We start from the raw sequence: 15,052 nt of genomic DNA on the forward strand, positions 1-15,052 counted from the left end.
ATGAGCCCCGCCACCGCCACCCGGCCGGCGGCCCCGCCCCTCGCGCCCGGTGCGGCCCCCGCGCCGGGGTACGAGGTACTGGCGCACCTGGCCCGGACCGGCTGGCTCGACCTCTACGACGCCTGGAGCGCGGAACGGGACTGCCGGTGCGTGGTGAAGGTCCTGCGCCCCGACTGCCGCGGCGAGCCCCGGCTGGGCGACCGGCTCGTCCGCGAGGGCCGCTGGCTCCAGCGCTTCACGCATCCGCACCTGGTCCGCGCGTACGAGACGTTCGAGTCGCCCGAGCCGCTCGTCGTCCTCGAGACGCTGACGGGCGAGACGCTGTCGCACCTCATCGGCCGTCTGCCCCGGCGGGCGGCCGCCGAGGACGTGGCCGTCCTGGGCGTGCAGCTGTGCTCCGCGATGCACTACCTGCACGGGCAGGGCCTGCTGCACCTGGACCTGAAGCCGGCCAACGTCGTGGTGGAATGCGGCCACGCGAAGGTGCTCGACCTCAGCGTCGCCCGCGCGCCGGGCACCGCCCCGCCGGGCGTGGGCACGTTCGGCTATCTGGCCCCCGAGCAGGCGCGCGGGGGGCCGCTGTCGGCGGCGGCCGACGTCTGGGGCATCGGCATCACGCTGTACGAACTCGCCACCGGGGACGTCCCGTTCGACATCGGCGAGACGGTCGGCGGCACCACGGACGGCGGGAGCTCGGGCAGCGGCAGCGCGGACTGGTTTCCGCAGCTCGAAGAGGCGGCCCCACCGGTGACCGCCCGCCGGCGCCTCCCGCGCGCCCTGGCTGCGGCCATCGACGACTGCCTCCGGCCCGACCCGGCGGCGAGGCCTTCGATCCCCGAACTGTCCTCCGCCCTCGACGCGACGCTGCACCGGCGGCGGCGCGACACGCCCGTGCCGGAGTGACCGGAAAAGGCGTCTGGTGGGGGCCGACCCCATCTATGTAATGTCACATTGCATGATGCTCTTACGCCGTGCCGCGTCTTTCGCGGTCCTCGTTGCCACCATCCTCCCCCTGGCCGTCACCGCGCCCGCGCACGCGGAGGACACCTCCTCGTGCCGCACCGCGCCCTCGCCGCCCCTCGACGCCGAGCAGGCGCGGCTCACGGATGCGCGGACCACCGCGCTCGTGGAGCGCGCCGGGTTCGGGGACTTCGTACGGCGCTTTCCCGCCGCGCTGTGCGCAGTCCGGAGCCCCGCCGAGGCCGGGCAGCTGCTCGACAGCTGGGGCGGAGCCCTCTGGCAGGCCGCCGTACGCCGCGCCCAGGGGCAGCGGCCCGGCGGTGACCTCCCGGCCGGGGACGACCGGCCGCTGTACTGGACCCGCCTGGCCATGACCACCGCGCTCGCCCGCTGGGAGCCGGCATTCGCCGTCGACCGCGCTTCGCTGCGCGCCCGCTTCGAGGACGCCTCGCGCGGCCTCACCGACAGCGCCTTCCGGACCGCGCCGGGCGTACGGCGCGTCTTCATCAGCGGCTTCGACCCCTTCGGGCTGGACGCCGAGCTCCGCCGCGCCAACCCCTCCGGTTCCGCCGCCCTCCGGCTCAACGGCCGCCGCATCACCCTCGCCGACGGCAGCCGCGCCGAGATCCGGGCCGTCGTCCTGCCGGTGCGGTACGCCGACTTCGACGCCGGCATCGTGGAGCGGGCCTTCGCCCCGCGCCTGGCCGGCGGTCCCGGTCCGGCGGACGTGATCACCACCATCAGCCAGGGCTACCCCGGCATCTTCACCCTGGAAGCCTGGGCGGGCCGGTCCCGGTCGGCGGATCCGTACCCCGACAACACCCGTTCCCTCTCCGGCGGCACCCGCGAGCACCCCGTGACCGCTCCCGGTCTCGGCCCGGGCGCGGAGTTCATCCGGACCACGCTCCCCACCGACGCGGCGACCCGCGCCGTCCAGAGCCCGTACCCGGTGCTCCTGAACACCGCCGTCACCGAGATCCCCGCGGGCGCCGCCGAGCCGGTGGACCGGGAGGACGGCCCGACGCCGGGTTCGCGCGCGGTGGAGGGCGGCGGAGGGGGCTACCTGTCCAACGAGGTGGCCTACCGCTCCAACCGCCTCCGGGGAGAGATCGCCCCGCACGTGCCCGGCGGCCACCTGCACACCCCGGTCCTCACCGGCCTCCCGGCGGACCCGAACCTGCTGACCGGCCCCGAGTTCGAACAGAACGAGACCGCGATCACCGCGGAGGTCCGCACCATCCTCGAACACCTCGCCGCGCGCCCTTAGCCGGGCGGTGCCTACAGGGATCCGAGTTCGTCGCTCAGATCCCCGAGACCGAGCGAGCCGAGCGAGAGCGCGGCCATGTGCCAGCGCTTGAGGTCGAAGTCCGGTCCCTGCTTGGCCCGGGCCCGCTCCCGGCCCTCCAGCCAGGCCCGTTCACCGAGTTTGTACGAGATGGCCTGGCCGGGCCGGCCCAGGTAGCGGACGACCTCGCTGTCCAGGTAGGCGACGGGCCGGCTCGAGTAGCGGCCGAGGAACTCCCGCGCCAGCGCGGGAGTCCACCGCTCCCCGGGCCGGAACGGCGAGTGCGCGGGGATGCGCAGCCGCAGGTGCATGCCGATGTCGATCACGACGCGGACGGCCCGCATCATCTGGGCGTCGAGATGGCCCAGCCGGTGGGCCGGATCGGTGAGGAACCCCAGCTCGTCCATGAGGCGTTCGGCGTACAGGGCCCAGCCCTCGGTGGTGGCGCTCACCTTGGCGACCTTCGTCTGGTAGCGCGACAGGTCGGCTGCGACGAACGTCCAGTGCGCCAGCTGGAGGTGGTGGCCGGGCAGACCCTCGTGGTACCAGGTGGACACGAGGTTGTGGGTGGGGAAGCGCGTCCGGCCGAGCGTGGGCAGCCAGGTCCGGCCCGGGCGCGCGAAGTCGAGCGAGGGCTGCGAGTAGTACGGGGCCGCGGCGCCACCGGGCGGCGCGATGCACGACTCGACGCGCCGGACCGGCTCGGCGATGTCGAAGTGCCGCCCGTCCAGCGCCTCCACGGCCTCGTCCATCAGGGACTGGAGCCACAGCCTGGTCTCCTCCACGCCGTGGACGCTCTTCCCGTGCTCCCCCAGCCAGGCCAGCACCACCCACGGGTCCTGCCCGCCGGGCAGGATGCGCTCCGCCTCGGTGCGCATCCCGGGCAGCAGCCGGTGGAACTCCTCCCAGCCGTAGGCGTACGCCTCGTCCAGGTCGAGGTCCGCGCCCGTGTAGTAGCGCGCGAAGCGGCCGTAGCGCTCGCGCCCGACGGCGTCCTCCGTGCCGGCGCCGGTGGCCTGCGCACCGTACTCGTGCCGGAACCACTCCCCCAGCTCCGCGAAGGCCAGCGTCGCCCCCCGCGCCGCGGCCCCGACCTCGGCGGCCGTCTGCGGCGGCGCACCGGCGGCCAGGCGGCCGAATCCGCCGCCCTCGGCGCCCAGCCACTCCTCCAGCTGCGCCACGTTGGCCCGTACCTGGCGGGGCGCCGCGGTCGTTCCGCGGCGCGCGCCCTCGGCGAGGGAGGCACGGTAGCCGCTCAGGCACCCCGGCACGGCCCGCAGCCGTTCCGCGATCGCCGCCCAGTCCTCGGGCGTACGGGTCGGCATCACCGCGAAGACCTTGCGCACCCGGTGCAGGGGCGAGGAGATGTTGTCGACGGCGCGCAGGTGCTCGCCGGCGTCGTACTGGGCGAGTCCCGCGCCGAGCCGCTCCCGCAGCAGCCGCGCGCACCGCCGCTCGACGTCGGCGCCGCCGTCCGGGTGGGCGCCGCCGAGCCGTACGAGCGTCTGGCGCGCGAGCTCGGCCTCGGCCAGGGCCCCGTCGGGCGAGTAGTCGGGCAGTCTCCCGGCGCCGACGGACGTCCCGAGGTACGTCCCGGTGATCGGGTCGAGCGCGACCAGGGCGTCGACATGGGCGTCGGAGATCTGACGGGGCAGCTCACGCTGATGCCTCAACATGCCCCGACTCCTGCCCGCCCCTCCCCCGGCCAAGCCCGCGGCACAACCCTTTGGCCGGTACTTGGCCCGTGCCGCTCCACTCGCGCCATAAATCGAACACATGCTTGAATTGGCGAATGCAGTGCATCTCCTTCCCCGACGACCTGGTCACCCTCCAGGCCGACTGGCTCCGTACCTACCGGGAACTGGCCGGGCGGCCAGCGGCAGCCAGTACGACCACGCTCCGCCGTCGGCTGATCACCCTCTCGTGTGCGATCTCCGCTCATCCGTACTGGTCGCGCCCGGCCCGCACGGCGGGCGGCCCGGTCGAGCTCCGCCGCGTGGCGAGGGCCCGAGGCTGGGTGAGGGCGGCATGACGAGCGCCTGCCCCGGGAACGACCCGGGACCCGGGACGCCGGCGCCGGCTCCCCGCGTGGTCGTACATCCCCCGGACCACCGCGGGTGGCGCCGGGTGCGGTGCGACGGCCAGAGCCTCGGCACGGCGTACCGGATCAGCGACATCGCCGTCTTCCTCGCCGCCACGGGCATGGAGGACGCCGAGGATTTCGACGTCACGGACCCCGCCCTGGTCGACTGGCGCGGCGGCGGCCCCGACTGCTGGACGCCTCCCTCGCTGTAGCGCACCGCGGCCGGCGACCGCGTCGACGCCGAGCGACGGAGCTGCCGACGAGCTGCCGTTCCGCCTCGCCGGAGCCCACGTAGCCCGTCGGGGGTATCCGCTCGTCCGCACAGCCCGCCTTCACGGGTGTTGAGCAGGCGCGGGCGAGGGGCGGCGTTAGCGTCGGCTGCGGCGATCATCAGCGCCGCGGCCGACCCTGACATGCCTGTCAGCGCATCGCTCGTGGCCCACGGCAACGCCACTTCGGTGTCGTGCACTGCAGGAGGTTGTGATGTCGGGTAGTGCGGTATCGGCGGCGTCGGAACAGGGGAATGCGCGGCGAAGCCGAGGGGCCCGGGCTTCCTGGTGGACGCTGTTGCGGTCCTGGGTGACCGGGCTGGCGGTACTGGCCGGGATGGTCGTCCCCCTCGCCGCGGCAACACCCGCCGCCGCGCTGACCAGAACCCTCGCCTACGTCACCAACAACGCGGCAGGCACCGTGTCGGTGATCGACACGGCCACCGACACCGTCACGGCCACCATCGACGTCGGCAGCGGCCCTGAGGGGGTGGCGGTCACCCCGGACGGCACCCGCGCCTACGTCACCAACTCCAACGGCACCACCGTGTCGGTGATCAGTACCGCCACCAACACCGTCACCGCCACCATCGACGTCGGCAGGGGACCCCGCGGGGTGGCGATCACCCCGGACGGCACCCGCGCCTACGTCACCAACTCCATCGGCGGCAGCGTGTCGGTGATCGACACCTCCACCAACACCGTCGCCGCCACCGTCGACGTCGGCGAGGCCCCTCGTGGTGTGGCGGTGGGATTCAGCGTCTACGTCGCCAATGCCGGATCGAACACCGTGTCCGTAATCGACACCGCCACCCATACCGTCACCGCCACCGTCGACGTCGGCACCTTCCCCCAAGGTGTGGCGGTCAATCCGGACTCCGCCTACGTCACCAACACCAATGACGCCACGGTGTCGGTGATCGACACCACCGGCAACACCGTCGACGCCACCGTCGACGTCGGCGACTCCCCCTTGGGGGTGGCGGCCGCCCTGGTCGGAGGCGCCAACGTCTACGTCACCAACGCCACCTCGCCGGGCACCGTGTCGGTGATCAACTCCGCCACCAACACCGTCACCGCCACCATTCCCGTCGGCGCCCTCCCCCAGGGCGTGGCGGTCACTCCGGACACCTCCCGCGTCTACGTCACCAACGTCGGCTCGGACACCGTGTCGGTGATCGACACCGCCACCCATACCGTCGCCGCCACCGTCGACGTCGGCGACGGCCCCGTCGGCGTGGCGATCGCGACCATCCCCGTGCTGGAGCAGCCGCGGATTGCGACCACACTGACGCTGAAGGCCGAGGAGAAGGAAGGGAAGGGCAAGGACGGGCCGGGGGTCCTGGCCGGCGGCGACCGCACCCTGAAGGCCAGGCTGACCGCCGGAGGCGAGCCCGTGGAGGGCAAGCGGATCGCGTTCACCACCGACTCCACCTCCCTGTGCACCGACACGACGGACAGCAGGGGCCATACCTTCTGCAAGGTCCCGCACAGGTATGACGACGAAGCCTGCTACACCGCCACCTTCGCCGGCGACGACACCCACGGCCCGTCCACCGCCACCGTCTGCACGCAGCACCACCACGGCGAACCCCACCACGAGGGGGACCAGCCCGACGACAGCAGCACCCACGCTCTGACGCAGGCCCCCATGACTTCGCCCGCCCTTCCCACCATCCGGCACAGCCACTGAATTCCTTCAGCCCGGCCACTGATCAGGCGCAACAACCCGGTCGCCAGGCCTGCCGTACTCGAGGCAGGATCAGGCAGATCCTTTCCGCCTCTGGGTCTGCGCACGGTTCCGGATGAGAGGCTGGGCGGCATGAGCTCTGAGCTGGACGATCAAGACTGCCGGGACTTCTTGGCCTCGATCCGCGTCGGCGACCTCTGCAGTGGGACCGCAACAGAGGTCACACGGTCGCGAGGGGTGGCGGTGACCCTGGATGGATTTCCGCGGCGTCCGCTGGGAATGGTCGGCCACTTGGGACTGTCCTGGCGGGGGCGTGCGGCCGGGGCTGTGCAGGTCGGCCAGCGAATAACCGGCGAGGTCGTGGCCGTCGATCCGGATGAGGGCATCGCCTGGTTGTCGATGGCCGCCGCCGAGAGCCCGGAGCTCTGGAAGTTCCTGAGTTCCCTTCGCCCTGGCGAACTCCTCTCCGGCACAGTCGCCGCCATCGAGCGGTTCGGCGTGTTCGTGGCGTTGGACGAAGGCCCGGCCCACCCGGTCTTCCCAGGCGTCGGGTTCATCACGATCCCCGAACTGTCCTGGCGGCGCTTCGAAGCGGCATCGGACATCGTCCGGATCGGACAGCGCGTCTCGGGCGAGTTCCTCTACTTCGACACGTGGAACGGAGAGGCCAGGCTGTCCGTGCGAGCGACTCAGCCGGATCCGTTCCAGGTGTTCGCGGACAGCACCGTGGTGGGCCAGACCATGCATGGGCGGGTCACGAAGCTGGTCCCGTTCGGCGCTTTCGTCCGGGTCGCCGACGACATCGAGGGGATGGTCCACCTTCAGGAGCTGGCAGAGACACCCGTCAGCACTCCCGAGGAAGTCGTCCAGGTCGGCGACGAGGTGTCGGTCGTCATCACCGAAGTCGACCGCGAGCGACGCAGGCTGTCCCTCTCCCGTCGCCGGGTTGCACCTGACCTTCGCTGAGTCCTGCGCCTTTGCTCGCGCGGGGGCCTTTCTCGGCGTCGGGCACGGGCGGGCAGAGCAGGGGGAACCGCCGGTCAAGTCGGCTCAGTCCACGACGGCGTCGATTTCGACTTCGACGAGCCATGCGGGGTCGATGAAGCGGGACACCTCGACGAACGTGCACGCGGGACGGATGGATGCGAATCGCTCGCCGTGCGCTCGCGCAGCCTCCGTCCACTGCTCGATGTCCGTGAGCATGACGCGGGTTCGCACGACGTGCCCCAGTTCGGCGCCCGCCTCCTTCAGCGCGCGTTCGGCGATGTCCAGGCAGCGCACCGTCTGGGCATACACGTCGCCTGTTCCCACGGTGGCGCCGTCGTCCCCGATGGGTGCGGTCCCGGCAACGGCGACGTACTCGCCCGACCGAACCGCTCGGGAGAAGCCGATCTGCGGTTCGAGAGGGGACCCGGAGCTGACCATCTGCCGATCACGTGTCATGGCGTCATCCTTCCAGAGCGGCGCCGGCGGGCAGGCCCCCCGGGGTCGGCCGGCGTCGGCTCCCCGACGTGCGCGCCGCGCGATGGGTGCGCACGATGGGTTGCGGGACCGGTGCGTCACGGAGACCTGGGTCCCGCACTCGAGAGAGAGGCGGCGCAATGAGCAGCACGCCGAGTACGACGCCGAGCGCTACCAGCAGAGCCTGGGCATCGGGCGGTACGACGTTCGCGGGCGTCGTGATGATCATCACCGGTATCTTCGGCATCATCGAAGGCATCGTCGCCATCGCCAACGACGAGGTGTACCAGCGCATCGGCAACTACACCTTCAAGTTCGACCTGACGGCGTGGGGCTGGATCCATCTCATCGTCGGCATCCTCGTGGTCGGCGCCGGCGCGGCGATCCTCAAGGGCTGGGAGGCCGGCCGTATCGCCGGTATCGCCCTGACCAGCCTCTACGTGATCCTGCACTTCATGTGGCTGCCGTACCAGCCACTCTGGTCGATCATCGCCATCGCCATCGGCGTGTTCGTCATCTGGGCCCTGTGCACCGACGTCCCGCGGACGGCGAAGCCCTGACGGTGTGACGGCGTCAGCCGAACTCCGGTGCTCCGGCGCCGCGCTGACTGCCGATACGATCCTTCCGGTAGGCGGTAGGCGCGTGTCACCGGCAAGGGGAGCAGAGACAGCATGACGATTCACCGGCCGGGCCGGCCCGGAGACCTGCCCGCGGCGGAACTGCTCTGGGCGCGGTGGGCGTTCGTCGCGGTACTCGAGGCGACCACCGAGGCGGAGAGCCACGGGGTCCACCGCACCGGCCACTGGATCGACGGCGCCGGGCTCCATCTCGACGACTCCGGCTGCACGTGGTGGACCCTGGCCCGGATGGGCCAGGGTCGTTTCGTGCTCTACGGCGAGGACGAGTCGAGCGGCGTCAAGTGGCACGAGCCCCCCGTCGACATGCTGGCGCAGGCCCCGGACTGGCTCCCGTACGAGACCCTGCGCGGCCTGCTCGAAGGCTGGGAGCTGGGCTGCGTCTACTGGTACGAGAACGGCGCCTGGGCCCGCGCGCCCTACCCCGAGAGCCTCGAGGACGACGGCCTGGACTGTGGAATGAGCCGTTTCGTGGACAGTGAGAAGCTCCTCTGGCTGCTGGCCGGCCACGGGCCGGCCGCGAAGGGGCTGCTGGAGGCCGCGGAGCACTACCGGCTGACGCCCGGGGCGCTGGACCTGCTGGTCGCCGAGACCGGGAACGGTGGCCGGGACGAGGACTGGGACCTGCCCGCCGTGCACCGCGCACTGCATCTCGCCGGCCTCTCGGCCGACGCCGTCCCCGCCCCGTAGAGCCGGCCCCGCCGTCACCCGTACGGCCCAGTCCGTACGGCGTGCAGGACGACCTGCGATCCCGCACCCTTGACGGGAGAGGTGAGAACAGTGACCAGTCCGACTCCGGCCCAGTTCCGGGCCGTCCACGGAGACATGGGGCGGTGGCAGGCCGTCGACTTCGAGATCTACGAGCACCTCGTCGAGAACCAGTACGCCGTCGGCCCGAAGACCCCGCCGGAACCCTCCGACCGGGCTGCGGCCCGCCCGGCCCCCCACCCGCCGACCCGGTTCAGGCCGACGGGCTAGGCCGTCTCCCTCGGCGCGGGGTTCACGGGCAGGCGGGGGGCGGCGAGCCGTCTGACGCCGCGGACCAGCCCGTACGTCCCGAGCGCCGCCCCCGGAACGGCCGTGACGGCGACCAGCGCCCACTCCTGTGCGTAGTGCACGGCCTGCGTGGGCGTCCGGTCGAAGGTGATCATCGGGCCCCAGGTGTAGTAGCCCCAGATCATCAGCAGCTGGGAGAGCACGGCGCGGAGCACGGCATGCACTGCCGTGGGGGCGGTGGCCGCGACGGCGACCACGATGAGTGCGTACGGCGCGTACCCGGATGCGAAGCGGCTCGCCGCGGTCACGTTCAGCCCGTCGCCGTCACCCGCGACGGCGATCCACGCGGACAGGGCTCCGGCGGCCAGGGCCACGGCCACCGTCACGGCCGTCCGCTGCACACCCTTCTTCATCCGGTCCTCCTCAGCTGCCGCTCGCGTTCCCGTTCGTCTCCACCCTCCGCTGCACGCATGCGCGCAGAATGACCGGACCATGACCGTTTCGTCACGACGGGACGGGTCAGGCCGCCAGCCGGTCCGCGCGCTTCGCCTCGCGGCGCCGCAGCGCGTCCTCGTCCGTGTCCGCGTCGTACGTCACCAGCTTCGGCAGCAGTACGGACAGGGCTGCCACCGCCGCCACGCACATCAGGCCGCCGCTCCAGAAGGCCGGCCGGGTGCCCGTCCAGCCCGCCACGCTGCCCGCGCGGACCTGGCCCAGCTGCGGGCCCACGCTGTACGACAGCACCTCGATGCCGGCCAGCCGCCCGCGCAGTTCCTCGGGGATGGTCTGGTTCCAGATCGTCGCCCGGCCCAGGCCGCTCAGCATGTCGCCGGCCCCGGCCACCGCCAGGCACGCCAGCACCACCCGGATGTCGGCGAACCAGCCCGCCCCCGCGATCGCCGCGCCCCAGACCACGGCTCCGAAGACCACGAAGAGGCCGTGCCTGCGCACCCGCGAGGTCCAGCCGCTGGTCATTCCGAGGACCAGGGAGCCCACGGCGCCCGCGGAGTACATCAGGCCCAGCGCCCACACCGCGTCGAGCTCGTCCGCGAGGAAGGGGAAGATCGTGTTCGGGAAGGCGAAGAACATCGCCGCGAGGTCCACCGCGTACGTGCCCAGCAGCACCGGCCGGCTCCACGCGTAGCGCGCCCCCTCGGCGATCCCGCGCAGCGAGGGCCGGTCCGCGTCGGGCGACGGCGGCGCCGGGGTCAGCCGGGTGCACAGCAGGACGGACAGCACGAAGCCGCAGACGGTGACGGCGTAGGCCGCCGGGTAGCCGGCGTAGGCGACGACCAGTCCGGCGAGCGCCGGTCCGGCGATGGCGCCGATCTGGTAGCGCAGCGCGTTGAGCGCGGCGGCCGCGGTCTGCTGCTCGTGCGGCACGATCCGGGCCATCATCGAGTCCAGGGCCGGGCGCTGGAGCCCGGCCAGCGCCGAGACGCCGGCCGCGACGACGTACAGGGGCCACAGCAGCGGGTTCGGCAGCAGGGCGTTCACGAGCAGGACGAGGGCCAGCACCCCGAGCCCGGCCTCGCTCAGCAGGATCATCCGCCGCCGGTCGATCGCGTCGGCGAGGGCTCCGCCGTACAGGCCGAAGACCACCAGCGGGACGAGTTCCACCGCGCCCATCGCGCCGACGGCGAACGGCGAGTCCGTCAGGTGCTTGATCTGGAGGGGGAGGGCGATCATCGCCATGAAGGACGTGAAGAACGTGACGGCGCCCTGGAAGAAGAGCAGCCGGAAATCACGGCTGGAACGCCAGGGGGAGAGGTCGGGAAGCAAGCGGGACGAACGGGCGGTACTCACAGCGGATCATCGTGCGTGACCGGCTCCCGCCCGGGCAACGGATTTTCCCGTGCCCGGGCCCCGCACCTCGCGTCCCCCCACCGCACCACCTCACCTCACGTCATCACCTCACCCCATCACTTCACCTCATGTCGTTTCCGCTCCCAGGTGCTGCCACAGGAAGGTGTACGCGAGGGCCTGGTTGGCGGCCGCCTGTTCGTTGTCGCTGGCTCCGCCGTGACCGCCGCCGGTGTTCTCGTGGAACAGCACCCGGTGGCCCAGTTCCCGCAGCCGGGCGGCCGTCTTGCGGGCGTGGCCGGGGTGGACGCGGTCGTCGCGGGTGGAGGTCATCAGGAGCAGGGGCGGGTACGGCCGGTCCGCGGACAGGTTGTGGTACGGGGAGAGGGCCTCGAGGTGGGGCCGGTCGGCTTCGCTGTCCGGGTCCCCGTACTCGGCGACCCAGGACGCCCCGGCGAGCAGCCGGTGGTAGCGGAGCATGTCGAGCAGGGGCACCTTGGCGACGACCGCGCCGAACAGCTCCGGGTGGCGGACGAGCATGGCGCCCATGAGCAGGCCGCCGTTGCTGGCGCCCGTGATGCCGAGCTGCCCGGGGGTGGTGATGCCCCGGGCGGTGAGGTCGGCGGCGACGGCGGCGAAGTCCTCGAAGGCCCGTACCCGGTTCGCGCCGAGGGCGGCCCGGTGCCAGGCGGGGCCGTATTCGGCGCCGCCGCGGATGTTGGCGACCGCGTACGTACCGCCGCGGGCGAGCCAGGCGCGGCCGGTGACCGGGCTGTAGTACGGGGTCTGCTGGTCCCGGAAGCCGCCGTACCCGTAGAGCAGCGCGGGCCCCGGCCGGTCCTGGCCGGCCGGGCCGACGACGAAGTACGGGACCTGCGTGCCGTCGGCGGAGGTCGCGAAGAACTGCCGGACCGACAGTCCGCGGGCGTCGAAGCGGGCGGGGGCCTGCTTGAGCGGCTCGGAGTCGGCGCCGATGTGCCCGTACGCGAGCGTGGAGGGCTGCAGGAAGCCGTCGACGTTGAGGAAGTACTCGTCGCTGACGTCCGGGTCGGTGTCGGTGACGGTCGCCGAGGACAGCGCCGGCACGTCCGCCAGCGGCCGGCGGCTCCAGCCGTCCGGGCCGGGGGTGAGGACCTCGATGCGGGTCGCGACGTCGGCCAGCGTCTCCAGGATCAGGTGGTGGCGGGTCCAGCTGTGCCCGGCCAGGGCGGTGCGCTCGTCCGGCGCGAACAGCACGTGCGCGGTGCGGTCCCCGGCGAGGAACTCCTCGAAGCGGAAGGCGAGGAGCGAGCCGGCCGGATGTCCCAGCCACGGGGTCTTCGGGGTGACGATCAGCCACTGCCGGTACGCGTACTTCCCGGCGTCGTCCGGCACGTCGATCCTGACGAGCCGGTCGCCGTCGGCGAGGAGGTGGAGCTCGTCGTGGAAGAAGTCGGTGGAGCGGGAGACGAAGTCGCGCTCGTAGCCGGGGGTGGCGTCGTGCCAGCCGGAGGCGGCCACGTCCCCGGTCTCGGCTTCGAAGACGAGCTCGGCGTCCGCCGGGGCGGTGCCCCTGCGCCAGCGCCGGACCGTACGGGGATAGCCGGATGCGGTCAGCGAGCCCGGCCCGAAGTCGGTGCCGAGGAAGACGGTGTCCTCGTCGATCCAGCCGATCCGGGTCTTCGCCTCCGCGACCTCGAAGCCGCCCTCGACGAAGGCGCGGTCCTCGAGGTCGAACTCGCGGACCACGACGGCGTCGGAGCCGTCCCGGGAGAGCTGGACCAGCGCCCGCCGGTAGTCGGGGTGGCGCACCCGGGCGCCGGCCCACACCCACTCCTCGCCCTCCTGCGCCGCGAGCGCGTCGATGTCGAGGAGCACCTCCCAGGCGGGGTCGTCCTTGCGGTACTGCTCGAGCGTCGTACGCCGCCACACGCCCTTGGGGCGCTCCGCGTCCCGCCAGAAGTTGTAGAGGTGCGCGGCGCGGCGGACGGTGTACGGGATGCGGTCGGCGTCGTCGAGGGCCTCGCGCAGCTCGGCGCGCAGCGGCTCGAAGCGCGGGTCGCCGGTGAGCGCGGCGGCGGTCTCGGCGTTCCGCTCCCCCACCCAGGCCAGCGCGGCCTCGCCCTCGACGTCTTCCAGCCACAGGAAACGATCTTCAACAGTCACCCCATGATTGTGCAGCCCCGCGGGACCCGCCGGAGCCGCGTCGGGCTACCGGGGTCCGGTGGCCGGTGGAGGGCCGGTCATGCCGACAGGGGCCGGTCGTGGGCGCCGACGGGGGCGGGCAGGGCCGTCGAGCCGGTGAGGTAACGGTCCACGGCGGCGGCCGCCGCCCGGCCCTCGGCGATGGCCCACACCACCAGGGACTGTCCGCGCCCGGCGTCACCGGCCACGAAGACCCCGTCGGGCCGGCGCCGGAACGGCCGCTCCGGAGGCTTGCCCCACGTCGGCGGCACGCCCGGGGCCGGCGCCTCGGCCCAGGGCGGCGTCCTGACCTGCGGGGCTGCCCCGCCCGACCCGCCCGGCGGCGAACCACCCGACGACGAGCCGTCCGGGGGCGACGGCGGCGGCTCGCCGAGGGCCGCGAAGTCCGCGTCCCGGGCGAAGTTGCCGCGGCCGTCCCGGGTGAGCCCGAGCTGCTCGGCGAGCCCGCAGGCCCGCTCGGGACCCGAGAAACCGAGCGCCAGCAGGACCAGCCCGGCCTCCAGCACCCGCTCGGTGCCCGGCATCGGCCTCCTCCCGGCGGGTTCGACGGCGGTCAGGTGCAGGGCGCGCACCCGGCCTGCCGCATCGCCCTCGAAGTGCATGGTCGCGCTGGAGAAGAGCCGGGGATCGGTGCCGTGGCGTCCGCGCGCCTCCTCGTGGGCGTGGGAGATCCGGTACACCTGCGGGTGCACCAGCGGCCAGGGCTCCCCTTCGGGCCGCTCCGGTCCGGGTTCGGGGCGGATGTCGAGCTGGACCACCGACAGCGCTCCCTGCCGCAGGGCGGTGCCCAGGCAGTCCGAGCCGGTGTCCCCGCCGCCGACGATCACCACGTGCCGGCCCTCGGCCGTGATCCCGGGTTCCGCCAGGTCTCCCTCGCCGACCCGGTTGGCGCAGGTCAGGTAGTCCATGGCCTGGTGGATGCCGTGCAGCTCGCGGCCCGGCGCGGCCAGCTCCCGGCGCTCCGCGGCCCCGACGGCGACGACGACCGCGTCATGGCGCCGCCGTATGTCGGCCGCCGATGTCCGGCCGCCGATGTCCGCGCCCGTGCGGAAGACCGTGCCTTCCGCCTGCATCTGGGCGATCCGCCGGTCCAGGTGCGTCTTCTCCATCTTGAACGCGGGGATGCCGTAGCGGAGCAGACCGCCGATGCGGTCGTCCCGTTCGTAGACGACGACGGTGTGCCCGGCCCGGGTCAGCTGCTGGGCCGTGGCGAGCCCGGCCGGGCCGGAGCCGATGACGGCGACGGTCTGCCCGCTGAGGCGGCCGGGCGGTGCCGGCGGGGTGTACCCGAGCTCCCAGGCCTGGTCGGCGATGGTCTGCTCGACGTTCTTGATGGTCACCGGATCGGCGTTGATCGCCAGGACGCAGGCGTCCTCGCAGGGGGCCGGACAGAGCCGGCCGGTGAACTCGGGGAAGTTGTTGGTGGCGTGCAGCCGCTCGGCCGCGGCCCGCCAGTCGCCGTGCGCGGCGTACGCGTTCCACTCGGGGATGAGGTTGCCCAGCGGGCAGCCTCCGTGGCAGAAGGGGACGCCGCAGTCCATGCAGCGGTTCGCCTGCTCGGACACCAGGGGCAGCAGCGTCTGCCCGGCGTGCACCTCGCGCCAGTCGCCGAGCCGCTGGTCGGCGGGGCGGGACGGGACGGGGTTCCGGGGGGTCCGGAGGAAGCCGTACGGGTCGGTCATACGC

General features: G+C 72.9%; 15 protein-coding genes. 9 read left to right on the forward strand and 6 right to left on the reverse strand.

Going from position 1 to position 15,052, the window contains the following annotated elements:
- Together ACFYXK_RS11290 and ACFYXK_RS11295 are read left to right on the forward strand one after the other, a co-directional pair.
- Positions 1-903, forward strand: a complete 903-nt coding sequence (locus tag ACFYXK_RS11290; protein ID WP_389410894.1) for a serine/threonine-protein kinase — start codon at positions 1-3, stop codon at positions 901-903.
- Positions 904-955: 52 nt separating this feature from the next.
- The gene (locus tag ACFYXK_RS11295) at positions 956-2,227 is read left to right on the forward strand and encodes a pyroglutamyl peptidase (protein WP_389410895.1); all 1,272 of its coding nucleotides are present in this window, start codon (positions 956-958) and stop codon (positions 2,225-2,227) included.
- Positions 2,228-2,238: 11 nt separating this feature from the next.
- Here ACFYXK_RS11295 and ACFYXK_RS11300 read toward each other — a convergent pair whose 3' ends face one another.
- Positions 2,239-3,921 carry a DUF885 domain-containing protein gene (locus tag ACFYXK_RS11300; RefSeq protein WP_389410896.1) on the reverse strand — a complete coding sequence of 561 codons (1,683 nt, stop codon included), beginning with the start codon at positions 3,919-3,921 and terminating at the stop codon, positions 2,239-2,241.
- 116 nt (positions 3,922-4,037) lie between these two features.
- Between ACFYXK_RS11300 and ACFYXK_RS11305 the strand changes: the two genes are divergently transcribed.
- From ACFYXK_RS11305 to ACFYXK_RS11320, 4 genes are all read left to right on the forward strand, one after another.
- Positions 4,038-4,277, forward strand: coding sequence for a hypothetical protein (locus tag ACFYXK_RS11305; protein WP_389410897.1), 240 nt, complete (start codon positions 4,038-4,040; stop codon positions 4,275-4,277).
- 56 nt (positions 4,278-4,333) lie between these two features.
- The gene (locus ACFYXK_RS11310) at positions 4,334-4,540 is read left to right on the forward strand and encodes a hypothetical protein (RefSeq protein ID WP_389410898.1); all 207 of its coding nucleotides are present in this window, start codon (positions 4,334-4,336) and stop codon (positions 4,538-4,540) included.
- A 367-nt stretch (positions 4,541-4,907) separates the two neighbouring features.
- Entirely contained in the window at positions 4,908-6,290 is a 1,383-nt protein-coding gene (locus ACFYXK_RS11315) for a YncE family protein (protein WP_389410899.1), read from the forward strand.
- A gap of 129 nt (positions 6,291-6,419) precedes the next feature.
- A complete protein-coding gene (locus tag ACFYXK_RS11320) occupies positions 6,420-7,253 on the forward strand; it encodes a S1 RNA-binding domain-containing protein (protein WP_389410900.1) in 834 nt (277 codons plus the stop codon).
- A gap of 84 nt (positions 7,254-7,337) precedes the next feature.
- Here ACFYXK_RS11320 and ACFYXK_RS11325 read toward each other — a convergent pair whose 3' ends face one another.
- Positions 7,338-7,730 (reverse strand): RidA family protein, encoded by a 393-nt coding sequence (locus tag ACFYXK_RS11325; protein ID WP_389410901.1) that lies wholly within the window; start codon positions 7,728-7,730, stop codon positions 7,338-7,340.
- 158 nt (positions 7,731-7,888) lie between these two features.
- Between ACFYXK_RS11325 and ACFYXK_RS11330 the strand changes: the two genes are divergently transcribed.
- From ACFYXK_RS11330 to ACFYXK_RS11340, 3 genes are all read left to right on the forward strand, one after another.
- Positions 7,889-8,308 (forward strand): hypothetical protein, encoded by a 420-nt coding sequence (locus tag ACFYXK_RS11330; protein WP_389410902.1) that lies wholly within the window; start codon positions 7,889-7,891, stop codon positions 8,306-8,308.
- Between the two features lie 111 nt (positions 8,309-8,419).
- On the forward strand, positions 8,420-9,073 hold the full coding sequence (locus ACFYXK_RS11335; RefSeq protein WP_389410903.1) for a hypothetical protein: 654 nt from the start codon (positions 8,420-8,422) through the stop codon (positions 9,071-9,073).
- A gap of 90 nt (positions 9,074-9,163) precedes the next feature.
- A complete protein-coding gene (locus ACFYXK_RS11340; RefSeq protein WP_389410904.1) occupies positions 9,164-9,361 on the forward strand; it encodes a hypothetical protein in 198 nt (65 codons plus the stop codon).
- Here ACFYXK_RS11340 and ACFYXK_RS11345 read toward each other — a convergent pair.
- The 4 genes from ACFYXK_RS11345 to ACFYXK_RS11360 all read right to left on the reverse strand — a co-directional run bounded on the left by ACFYXK_RS11345 (position 9,358) and on the right by ACFYXK_RS11360 (position 15,048).
- Positions 9,358-9,792: a hypothetical protein gene (locus ACFYXK_RS11345; protein ID WP_389410905.1), complete on the reverse strand. Its 435-nt coding sequence runs from the start codon at positions 9,790-9,792 to the stop codon at positions 9,358-9,360. The two genes, ACFYXK_RS11340 and ACFYXK_RS11345, sit on opposite strands and share 4 nt — an antisense overlap.
- A 106-nt stretch (positions 9,793-9,898) precedes the next feature.
- The gene (locus tag ACFYXK_RS11350; protein ID WP_389410906.1) at positions 9,899-11,185 is read right to left on the reverse strand and encodes an MFS transporter; all 1,287 of its coding nucleotides are present in this window, start codon (positions 11,183-11,185) and stop codon (positions 9,899-9,901) included.
- Between the two features lie 126 nt (positions 11,186-11,311).
- Positions 11,312-13,327, reverse strand: a complete 2,016-nt coding sequence (locus tag ACFYXK_RS11355) for a prolyl oligopeptidase family protein (protein WP_389410907.1) — start codon at positions 13,325-13,327, stop codon at positions 11,312-11,314.
- A gap of 77 nt (positions 13,328-13,404) precedes the next feature.
- Positions 13,405-15,048, reverse strand: a complete 1,644-nt coding sequence (locus ACFYXK_RS11360; protein WP_389410908.1) for a glutamate synthase subunit beta — start codon at positions 15,046-15,048, stop codon at positions 13,405-13,407.
- Positions 15,049-15,052 lie beyond the last annotated feature (4 nt).

It is taken from the genome of Streptomyces sp. NPDC002209 (genome assembly GCF_042890265.1).
Taxonomy (GTDB): Bacteria; Actinomycetota; Actinomycetes; order Streptomycetales; family Streptomycetaceae; genus Streptomyces.

Excerpts from the sequence above, each read along its gene's own strand:
- ACFYXK_RS11290 (WP_389410894.1), top strand. The coding sequence starts at position 1 with ATGAGCCCCGCCACCGCCACCCGGCCGGCGGCCCCGCCCCTCGCGCCC.
- ACFYXK_RS11335 (WP_389410903.1), top strand. The coding sequence starts at position 8,420 with ATGACGATTCACCGGCCGGGCCGGCCCGGAGACCTGCCCGCGGCGGAA.
- ACFYXK_RS11305 (WP_389410897.1), top strand. The coding sequence starts at position 4,038 with ATGCAGTGCATCTCCTTCCCCGACGACCTGGTCACCCTCCAGGCCGAC.
- ACFYXK_RS11360 (WP_389410908.1), bottom strand. The coding sequence starts at position 15,048 with ATGACCGACCCGTACGGCTTCCTCCGGACCCCCCGGAACCCCGTCCCG.
- ACFYXK_RS11325 (WP_389410901.1), bottom strand. The coding sequence starts at position 7,730 with ATGACACGTGATCGGCAGATGGTCAGCTCCGGGTCCCCTCTCGAACCG.
- ACFYXK_RS11345 (WP_389410905.1), bottom strand. The coding sequence starts at position 9,792 with ATGAAGAAGGGTGTGCAGCGGACGGCCGTGACGGTGGCCGTGGCCCTG.
- ACFYXK_RS11330 (WP_389410902.1), top strand. The coding sequence starts at position 7,889 with ATGAGCAGCACGCCGAGTACGACGCCGAGCGCTACCAGCAGAGCCTGG.
- ACFYXK_RS11320 (WP_389410900.1), top strand. The coding sequence starts at position 6,420 with ATGAGCTCTGAGCTGGACGATCAAGACTGCCGGGACTTCTTGGCCTCG.
- ACFYXK_RS11300 (WP_389410896.1), bottom strand. The coding sequence starts at position 3,921 with ATGTTGAGGCATCAGCGTGAGCTGCCCCGTCAGATCTCCGACGCCCAT.
- ACFYXK_RS11295 (WP_389410895.1), top strand. The coding sequence starts at position 956 with ATGATGCTCTTACGCCGTGCCGCGTCTTTCGCGGTCCTCGTTGCCACC.